The 8930-nt window shown below is 38.0% G+C and carries 9 protein-coding genes and 1 pseudogene; 1 reads left to right on the top strand and 9 read right to left on the bottom strand.

The genetic code is table 11. The features are described 5' to 3' along the window. The 5 genes and pseudogenes from QNJ50_RS27710 to QNJ50_RS27690 form a co-directional block, all read right to left on the bottom strand. Positions 1-117, bottom strand: a pseudogene (locus QNJ50_RS27710) (IS1 family transposase); the annotation flags it as partial. Positions 118-444: 327 nt separating this feature from the next. Then, positions 445-1434 carry a DnaJ C-terminal domain-containing protein gene (locus QNJ50_RS27705; protein ID WP_300642170.1) on the bottom strand — a complete coding sequence of 330 codons (990 nt, stop codon included), beginning with the start codon at positions 1432-1434 and terminating at the stop codon, positions 445-447. 298 nt (positions 1435-1732) lie between these two features. Then, positions 1733-3022, bottom strand: a complete 1290-nt coding sequence (locus QNJ50_RS27700; RefSeq protein ID WP_300642167.1) for a glucose-1-phosphate adenylyltransferase — start codon at positions 3020-3022, stop codon at positions 1733-1735. 198 nt (positions 3023-3220) lie between these two features. Continuing rightward, complete coding sequence (locus QNJ50_RS27695; RefSeq protein WP_300642164.1) at positions 3221-3496, bottom strand: hypothetical protein; 276 nt, start codon at positions 3494-3496, stop codon at positions 3221-3223. A gap of 117 nt (positions 3497-3613) precedes the next feature. Then, a complete protein-coding gene (locus tag QNJ50_RS27690) occupies positions 3614-5359 on the bottom strand; it encodes a S8 family peptidase (RefSeq protein WP_300642161.1) in 1746 nt (581 codons plus the stop codon). 245 nt (positions 5360-5604) lie between these two features. On the opposite strand from QNJ50_RS27690, the gene QNJ50_RS27685 reads away from it, so the two are divergent. Then, entirely contained in the window at positions 5605-6426 is an 822-nt protein-coding gene (locus tag QNJ50_RS27685) for a class II glutamine amidotransferase (protein WP_300642158.1), read from the top strand. A 394-nt stretch (positions 6427-6820) separates the two neighbouring features. Here QNJ50_RS27685 and QNJ50_RS27680 read toward each other — a convergent pair whose 3' ends face one another. The 4 genes from QNJ50_RS27680 to QNJ50_RS27665 form a co-directional block, all read right to left on the bottom strand. Further along, positions 6821-7027, bottom strand: a complete 207-nt coding sequence (locus QNJ50_RS27680) for a hypothetical protein (RefSeq protein WP_300642155.1) — start codon at positions 7025-7027, stop codon at positions 6821-6823. A 12-nt stretch (positions 7028-7039) separates the two neighbouring features. Then, positions 7040-7603 (bottom strand): peptide deformylase, encoded by a 564-nt coding sequence (def, locus tag QNJ50_RS27675; protein ID WP_300642152.1) that lies wholly within the window; start codon positions 7601-7603, stop codon positions 7040-7042. 268 nt (positions 7604-7871) lie between these two features. Further along, a complete protein-coding gene (locus tag QNJ50_RS27670; protein WP_300642149.1) occupies positions 7872-8210 on the bottom strand; it encodes a hypothetical protein in 339 nt (112 codons plus the stop codon). Positions 8211-8389: 179 nt separating this feature from the next. Continuing rightward, the gene (locus tag QNJ50_RS27665; protein WP_300642146.1) at positions 8390-8545 is read right to left on the bottom strand and encodes a hypothetical protein; all 156 of its coding nucleotides are present in this window, start codon (positions 8543-8545) and stop codon (positions 8390-8392) included. Positions 8546-8930: the final 385 nt, after the last annotated feature.

The following is an 8930-nucleotide window of genomic DNA, read 5'->3' as shown; positions in this document are numbered from 1 at the left end:
TATTTCCTCATAAGACTCAATGAATTGACGACCACAATTCTTGCATTGATAATTTTGTTTTCCTCTTCTGTGCCCATTTTTTCTAATGTTATTATCTCCGCATTTTGGACAATTAATTTCCATTTTTTGTATTAACGATGCTATGCGAGCTATCGCTTATCGCTACCATAGGAATTTTCCCTCAATTATAAATCATCCCGCAACGATGCAACGCCAGAAATTTAGGTGCATATCTTGGTAGTTAGCGGTTACAGGTCTTACAGCTAAACCGCTATAATTAGGGCTTGCTGAATAAATAAAAAAGGTGATGCTCAATTTATTATCATTATTTTCTGTTCTTGATTGAATAACTAACCAATCTTCATCTTGCTTTTCGATCGCTTTTTCAGCAAGCCCTATTTAAATTTAAATATTAGTAAATTTAAATATTAATAAATATTCAATTTAAAGCCGAATATTTTGCAAATGACTGCGAGGATTGAAAGTTCGAATGGATTGGATTTTTTCATAATACTCACGCTCAGTGGCTGAAATATCCCTAGGTGTGGCGATCGAAATTTTCACTAACTGATCACCACGTTCTCCTTGAGGTTGACGCCAACCTTTTCCACGTAAGCGTAAAGACTGACCGCTGCGTACCCCTGATGGTAACTTAACATTAACCATTCCATCCGGTGTGGGAACATCAATTGCAGCACCAAGAACCGCTTCATCTGGAGTAATTTGTACTTCACAAACTAAATTATCACCATCAAAGCGGAAAAAAGAATGGGGTTGTAATTCAACTTTAAGATATAAATCCCCCTGTTGTTTCGCTATGGGATTGAGTGGTCCTTTTCCCCTCAGACGCAAACGGGAACCAGGTTTACTTCCAGCTGGGATCCGAACATCGATGGTTTCATTTCCCAAACTGAAACGCTTTTGAACGCCATGAAAAGCTTCATAATAGGTTAAATTAACAATGGCTTCACTATCTCGATTCGCACTGGAAGCCGCATTTTGGAAACCAAAATCGTTAAATCCACCGCCAAAACCTGAAGTTCCAGCATTACGGTAAGAATAACTTTGACTGCTACTTCTAGGTCCACCACCAAATCGACCTAATAATTCATTGATAAAATCATCAAAACTACCGTACTGACTAAAATCAAAGCCACCCGCATCAAAACCAACTCCACCAGAACCAAATCCTTGACCTGCTTGCTTCCAGTATTGACCAAATTGGTCGTATTTTTGCCGTTTTTCAGGATCTGACAAAACTTCGTAAGCTTCATTTACTTGTTTAAATTTAGCTTCTGCGTCTTTATTACCCTGATTAACATCTGGGTGATATTTTCTTGCTAGCTTACGGAATGCTTTTTTTATCTGATCTTGATCCGCACTCTTGCTCACCCCCAAAATAGCGTAGTAGTCTTTGAAGTTGGTTGAATCCATCTACCAGCCTCCTGTAGAAGTTATACTTATATTTTCTTTATATTTAGTCCGGAGAATTGGGAAATTCACGATTTGGGACAAATAAAGTCTGACTTTAAATTAACAAAAATAAAATAAAATAAGCGTGCGGTTCTTACTTATAGAAAGCAGGAAATTTCCGTACCCATGGCTGAAAAACAATATGGGATTGGGGATTAGGGATTGAGTAACAGAAAGCTTCTCTTCCCCGATCCCTAATCCCTAATTTTCGATATCATGCGGAGCATATACCCCAAATACCAATCGTTAAACTCAAACGCTAAATAATAGTTCCATCAGGAATTACTGCATTTTTGAGAGTTACAACGATACCATTGCGAATGTGAAAACCTAATGATTCCCGTTCGGCTTCTTGTACGTTGTCTTTATTTATGATTTTAACGTCACAACCAATGCGAGCATTTTTATCAACGATCGCACCCCGAATGACTGTTCGAGCACCAATTCCTACAGGTACCTTGTTCTTATCGCAATTAGACTGTCGTTCCGCAAATTCTTCGTAGTAATCAGCGCCCATAATCATTGTATTTTCGATTAGGCAGTCTGATTCCACTCTAGTTCTTACACCTAAAACCGAATGTTCTATTCGGCAGTTTTTCAGAATGCAGCCATCACCAATAATTGATTGGGTAATTTTGCAATCTAATAATTTTGAGGGGGGTAAGTAACGGGGACGAGTGTAAATCGGTGCATTTTCGTCATAAAAACTAAATTGGGGTTTAGGCTGTTGGGTCAAAGCCAAATTGGCATGATAAAATGCTTCGATCGTACCGATGTCTTCCCAGTAATCGTCAAACAGGTAAGCTTGAACCTTGTGATCCTTAGAAGCATCAGGAATAATTTCTTTACCAAAATCAGTTTTTTCGGCAGATTCTTTGAGTAGCCTTATCAAAACGTCTTTGTTAAATACATATATTCCCATGGAAGCAATATAAGGTTGTTCTTTTGCTTCTTCTGGAGATAAGCCCAAAATAGAAGTATCAACCCACATTTTCTCTAGTGCTTCACCCTTGGGTTTTTCACTGAAATCAACAATTCTACCGGTATCATCAATTTTCATTAAGCCAAAATCAGATGCACGTTTTGCATCTACAGGAATGACTGAGAGAGTGATATCTGCTCCAGTTTCCCGATGACGCTGTACAAATTTGGCATAATCCATGCGGTAAAGATGATCGCCGGAAAGAATTAAGAATTGATCTACATCCCACTCTTCGAATAACCACAAATATTTGCGAACCGCATCAGCTGTTCCTTGGAACCAACTAGGATTTTCTGGAGTTTGCTGAGCTGCGAGAACTTCGACAAATCCTTCAGTGAAACCCGAAAAATTATAAGTAGATGACAAATGACGATTTAAAGAAGCTGAATTAAATTGCGTCAAAACATAGATTTTGAATATCTCCGAATTAATGCAGTTACTAACAGGGATATCAATTAAACGATATTTTCCTGCGAGAGAAACTGCTGGCTTAGCCCGGAGCTTTGTTAGTGGATAAAGACGAGTACCAGCGCCACCACCTAAAATGATTGATAAAACTTTTTTCACAACATATCTCCCGACTGCCTTTCAAATCCCACCTACAGTTTATGTTGTGAGTTAAGCAACTGGTAAGGGGGATCTAAAATAATCCAAGTTAAGTTTTTATGCTTAAAGGCTTTATTAGGTAGAATATTTGAATTTATAACTAATCAAGAATGTATCAATTTTTGTTGATAACCATAAATCGAACCAAGATTTACGCAATTAACCCTGATTCACAAAACGCAGTCTTTGCGAAAGTTTCAAGTGTTTAACCCAATTCTGGTCGGATAATTCAGAAATTGTATGGGCAGATACAGTAGCAGTAAATACTGTTTCGGCTTCAGTTTTTTTACGGATACCCAAATCAATTAAAAAATTTTCGGCTGCAGATTCTAAAATCGGCTGAGTATGAATAAAAATGATGAACAAACGTTGATAGGGGTTTTCGACTTGGTTGATAGCCATAGCCAAAGCTGCATCTATTTTTTGGTAGTTCATGGGGACTGGGGATTAGGTATTAGGGATTGGAAAGAAATTCGATCTTCCTAATTTTCCAGTCGCCGCTTTTAAGCCACTGGTTCCCAGTCTTCACCCCACCCAGTCCCCAATCCCCAATCAAAGATTTTCAGTATTGATTAGTCCAAAACCCCATTTGCGATCAAAGCTTCCTGGGGCTTGTTCGGGAATGGAAGAGTGCTTTTTCAGTATTTCTTTGATTGATGCAGGATCGAGGTTAGGATTTCTTTGTAATAGGAGTGCAATTAAACCAGAAATAAAAGGAGCAGCCATGCTAGTTCCTGCGAGAGCCAAAAACTCAGAATTATGAATCATTGAGCGATTGAAGTTTGCTTGGGAAGATAAAGCAGAAATAATCATTGCTCCAGGTGCTGCAACATCAGGTTTTTGTTCGTTATTTCGCAGGGGACCTTCACTACTAAATTCAGAAATGGTATCCAACTCCAAGCCCATTTCTCTTTCTTCACCATCAATATCAATATATTTAACTTTGCTGGTGTAGGAAGCAACGGTAACAGAACTCTTTGCAGCTGCTGGGGAACCAATCTTAACTGCATCACTAACACTTTTCCCAGTAAAAAATACAGAACCTCCAGTATCATCCAAAGTCCACACATCCAAACGAACATCTTTACAAGCCGTATTACGAACTCGTAATTGCCAAACACCACCCGTTACTGGTCCAGAAAAACGTCCCCACCCTTGACCACGAATTTGTACGAAGAAATTATGGTCGCCATTTGCAGGATCGGGACCTGGAGTGACCATTTCTATCCGAGAATCAAATAGTTTATATTGCTTGGCTGGATTTCCTTGAGAGTTAACTGCTTGGAAGGGGGTAACAAAACCATTAGGGGAACGCAAAGCAATTTCTAATTCAGAATCGCCATCATACCAACCATTAAGCCAAACAATACCAGCTTGATGAGGAGGTACTTGAAAGCGCATTGTATGGTTATTTTTACTTTTTACCACCGCTTGGGCGTGAATATTATCATTACCTTCATTACCTGCAGCACAACAAACTATTCGCCCTGGACCTGTTTGAGCATCAATAATTTGGGATAATGAATCGCTACCGTCGTGAGCATCTGCATGTCCCCCCAAACTGAGATTTACTACCGCAGGACATCCCATATGATCTGCAACGCGGAAAATGTGGCGTACCGCATCAGCAATATGAGCATCTTGCATATCGGTTTTGACGATTACTAGTTGTGCTTCTGGAGCTACACCACAAAATTCCCCACGATCGCTAGCAGCAATACCTGCTACATGGGTTCCATGTCCGTTAGTATCTTGGGATATCTTGAGCAAGTCACCTTTTAACTCTGCTCCATAAGCACCTTCAGCGACACCTGGACCCGGTAGAGTTTGATCCCAAATCTGTAAGATTCGTCCCTTAAAGGCAGGATGTTGGGGGTCTATACCGCTATCTACTATGCCGATAATAACTCCCTTACCAGTTAACTCAGGATGTTTTTGTTTAAACTGCGGTAAGTAAACTTTTTCTGATGCCGTATCCATTCGCATTTCCAGCTTACGAGATGGTTTGACACGATGGATAGCAGGTTCTTCTGATAACTGCTCTAATGCAGTAATTGGTAAATAAGCTGTACGAACAGAGCCTCGGGATTGATTGAACTCAATTCCAAATTCTGATAAATGACTCAAGTCAGTATCTTCATCGCAGTAAACAAACACAACTATCCGTGTAGGTTTAGTAGATGTTTTGGGTAAAACAATCCCTAGCGATCGCTTATGGGCGATTGAGGCTTCATCACCTTCGCGCTGAACATCTTCAAATGCAAGCAACAATCCAGGAGAAAGTTTTTGGTGTCTCATTTCTTACCCTGATGATTTTGAATTGTTGCCAGATTTTAACAGCTAAGGTAGTTTATGTCACTTAAGCATGAGTTGCATTTTTAACTTTTTCACCTAAAGTGAGTATAGATAATTGGCTAATCATCAATGTGCTTTGAGGAAATAAAAATTCTTTGCTCGAGAATTCCGACAAGGAAAATGTTTCAAGAGCTATATGCAATATAGTGATATAGAATATTCGTAAACTGAGGTGAAAAAACACTTCAATGTGTCGATGGCTTGCTTATTTGGGCAACCCAATTTATTTGGAAGAATTAATTTACAAGCCAAAGTACTCTCTCATAGAACAAAGTTTAGCAGCCCGTACCTCTGAAACTGTAACTAATGGTGATGGGTTTGGAGTTGGGTGGTATGGTAGTAGAGCTACTCCTGGTGTTTATCGAAATATCAGACCTGCTTGGAATGACACTAACTTAAAGGATTTAGCCGCACAGATCGCATCTCCCTTATTTCTTGCTCATGTAAGAGCTGCAACGTCAACAGCAGTCCAACAAACGAATTGTCATCCGTTCCGATATGGTAAATGGCTATTCGTTCACAATGGTGTAATTGAAAATTTCCAAGATATTAAACGAGATCTGGTTTTTGGAATTGACCCCAAACTCTACCCAGCTATTGAAGGAAGTACTGATTCCGAAATCATGTTTTATCTCGCATTGACTTTTGGGTTAGTTGAAAATCCAATCGAAGCTTTGGAAATGATGGTCGGATTTATTGAACGAATCAGCCAAGATAATTGGAAAAGTTCATCAATTCAAATGACACTTGGTATTAGTGAGGGGACGCGTTTAATTGCAGTTCGCTACTCAACTATAGGGCGGTCACGCACACTTTACTACAGTAAAAACTGGCGTGCTTGTGAGGAATTGAATCCAGAATGCAATATATTTTCTGAAAATGCTCGTCTGGTGGTCTCCGAACCGTTAACCGATCTAACCGATGATTGGGAAGAAGTACCAGAATCAACTGCGATCGTTATTCATCCAGATAGTATGGTGATGCAATCTTTTCAACCGCGATCGCTTTGAGGTATTGTTTTAGTCTTGGTCTGAAATAAAATCGATGTCTGGGGCTTTTAACACTATTTTTATAAAAAAATGATCAATGGAGATGCATAAAACAATATTAGGACTTACGCAACCGGCACATTTTTCTTGTAGGGTGCGTGACACAAGCGAGTTAACCTGAACATATTAATAAGGTTTTGAGTGTCACGCACCACCGGTGTATTGTGACAATTGTGTAAGTCCTGAATATATCTGCATTAAACGAAAAAATATTATAAGTCAGTAACTTTAAATGCTTTTGGAGAAATATTCTTCTAAATCAGATTCATGACGATCTAGGTAAAAGGTAAAGGTAAAAGGTCGAAGGGTAATTCTTCCCTTATCCTTTCCCTTTTCCTTTATTCATACCTGATGCTTACTTAATATTAGCCCTTGCATCCTTAACTGCAGCAATAAAAAATAATGCTGTTAAAGGAATGCTCAAACCTAAAATAATTGAGGTAACTTGAACTCCATAATCTGGTTTCCCAGAAGAAAGTTCAAAAATTGAACCGACACCTGCAATTGCGGTGATGCAAGAGCCTAATAAAAGTAGTCCACTTTTTGGAGTTAATATACCCACTTGTCGATCGCCCTATACTATTGGTTTTACAGCTTGTTGAGAAAAACCGTGCTTAGATAATTCTTGTGCTAGAGCCAAAGAATTATCCACACGATCTACAAACACCACACCGTTAAGGTGATCCATCTCATGTTGAATACAGCGTCCAAGTAGATCTCCTGCTTTAATTGTCCGAGGACGCCCATTTTCGTCTTTATAGCTGACTTCTACTACCTGGGGACGGGTTACATCCATATAAACCCCTGGTATGCTCAAGCAACCTTCTTGTGCTTGACAAATTTCTTTACTAAATTTTTTGATCGTAGGATTAATCAAAATTAATGGGGGGTTAGCTGGATTGTCTGGTTCAACATCAACTACAATTAACTGCTTATGAACTCCCACTTGGGGTGCTGCTAAACCAATACCATCATTACTATACATCGTTTGCAGCATTTCCCGTATCAATTGACGGGTTTCATCATCTACCTTAGCAATTCGCTTTGCATTTTGACGTAATACGCGATCACCCAAATAATGAAGTTGTAAGGGAGGATTTTTCAACTTCTTTTTTTCAACAGCAATTCCCGATGGCATAATCTTTTAACTCACTTTTTGAGATTAGGTTTTATAGGTTTCTGGTTCTATAATCTTAACAATTTGAGATGTTTGTCTAGTTTGAATAAGTATAGGATTTACCCAAATTTAAGGAATAATCTATTTTTGTCGCCTTGTAGCAAATACCAAAGAAAAAATATCATAAGCGCCCCTAATCTATAAATTTTGGGCGCTACGAGATTTATTTTATATCCTTCCAAACCCTCCCTAGCCTTTAGGGTAAAGGGTATATGATATCTGGATTTATCTATGGTTCATCTGATAGCAACTCATCACTGTTACTGGGAACCATCTCTGAACTACCACCTGGATTAATCATTTTTAAAGAATTACCTTCGTTGAAAGTATTTGTTTCTTCCCCTGTTGGAATTTCAGAATCTTTTTCTATTGGTTTTTCTAATTCTGATGATAAGGGTTTTCTCATAGGTTTAGCAGCAAAATTTACCGCTTGGGGTGGATCGTTACTAATATTAGCGATATCTCCGCTAGTTTTTGTCAAAACACCCTCTAAATTATTATAGCTACCTACAACAACGCCGATAGCATCTCCTTGAGGGTTAATATTAACTTCACGTTCTTGAGACATTATATCTCCTTAAATAATAATAGATTTACAGATAAAAATAAGGCTTTTGAAGTTGCATACTTCTTATCTCTTTTCAACGAACAATTTATCTGGTTCTTTTGCGAAAATTAATAATGTTTAAGTATTCAGAAACTTAAAAATATACAGCTAGCAAAATGACTTATATTAGAACCTATAACTTATCTAGGCTCAACAACTGGAGGTGTATCGTTATTTGTATTTGCCAGGTCTCCACTAGTTTTTGTGAGAATACCTTTTAAATTGTTGGAATCACCAATCACAACACCAATTGCATCTCCTTGAGGAGTAATATTTACTTCACGTTCTTGTGGCATGATATCTCCTTGATTGATTTTGTAAATAAAAAAATTTATGGGTATCTGAGTAAAAGTTATATTTGGGAATAAAACTTAGATTTTGGTTGCAATCCAATATTTTTTTGCTGGTATAAATAGAAAGTAATTACTTGCATTGATAATTAATGCACATTAACTGAATGATTTTGAATCATAAACTATGATTAGCTAAACCAAAGTTTATAATAATTAAAAATTGTCAGAAGTAAATTACCCAAACTACTGGCAGGCTAATATTAGAAAATACTATAGCGGTTTTCGGTTGAGTGTAGTACACCTCGTAGAGACGTAAAATTTTACGTCTCTACATTTGGGAATTAGAAAATGTATTTGATTCAAATGAAAACCGCTATATTACTACTTC

The organism is Mastigocoleus sp. MO_188.B34 (genome assembly GCF_030065675.1).
GTDB lineage: Bacteria > Cyanobacteriota > Cyanobacteriia > Cyanobacteriales > Nostocaceae > Mastigocoleus.
The sequence above is the reverse complement of the archived record's forward strand: the minus strand, read 5'-3'. Positions and strand labels throughout refer to the sequence as shown.

Excerpts from the sequence above, each read along its gene's own strand:
- QNJ50_RS27705 (WP_300642170.1), bottom strand. The coding sequence starts at position 1,434 with ATGGATTCAACCAACTTCAAAGACTACTACGCTATTTTGGGGGTGAGC.
- QNJ50_RS27695 (WP_300642164.1), bottom strand. The coding sequence starts at position 3,496 with ATGAACTACCAAAAAATAGATGCAGCTTTGGCTATGGCTATCAACCAA.
- QNJ50_RS27690 (WP_300642161.1), bottom strand. The coding sequence starts at position 5,359 with ATGAGACACCAAAAACTTTCTCCTGGATTGTTGCTTGCATTTGAAGAT.
- QNJ50_RS27685 (WP_300642158.1), top strand. The coding sequence starts at position 5,605 with ATGTGTCGATGGCTTGCTTATTTGGGCAACCCAATTTATTTGGAAGAA.
- def (WP_300642152.1), bottom strand. The coding sequence starts at position 7,603 with ATGCCATCGGGAATTGCTGTTGAAAAAAAGAAGTTGAAAAATCCTCCC.
- QNJ50_RS27670 (WP_300642149.1), bottom strand. The coding sequence starts at position 8,210 with ATGTCTCAAGAACGTGAAGTTAATATTAACCCTCAAGGAGATGCTATC.
- QNJ50_RS27665 (WP_300642146.1), bottom strand. The coding sequence starts at position 8,545 with ATGCCACAAGAACGTGAAGTAAATATTACTCCTCAAGGAGATGCAATT.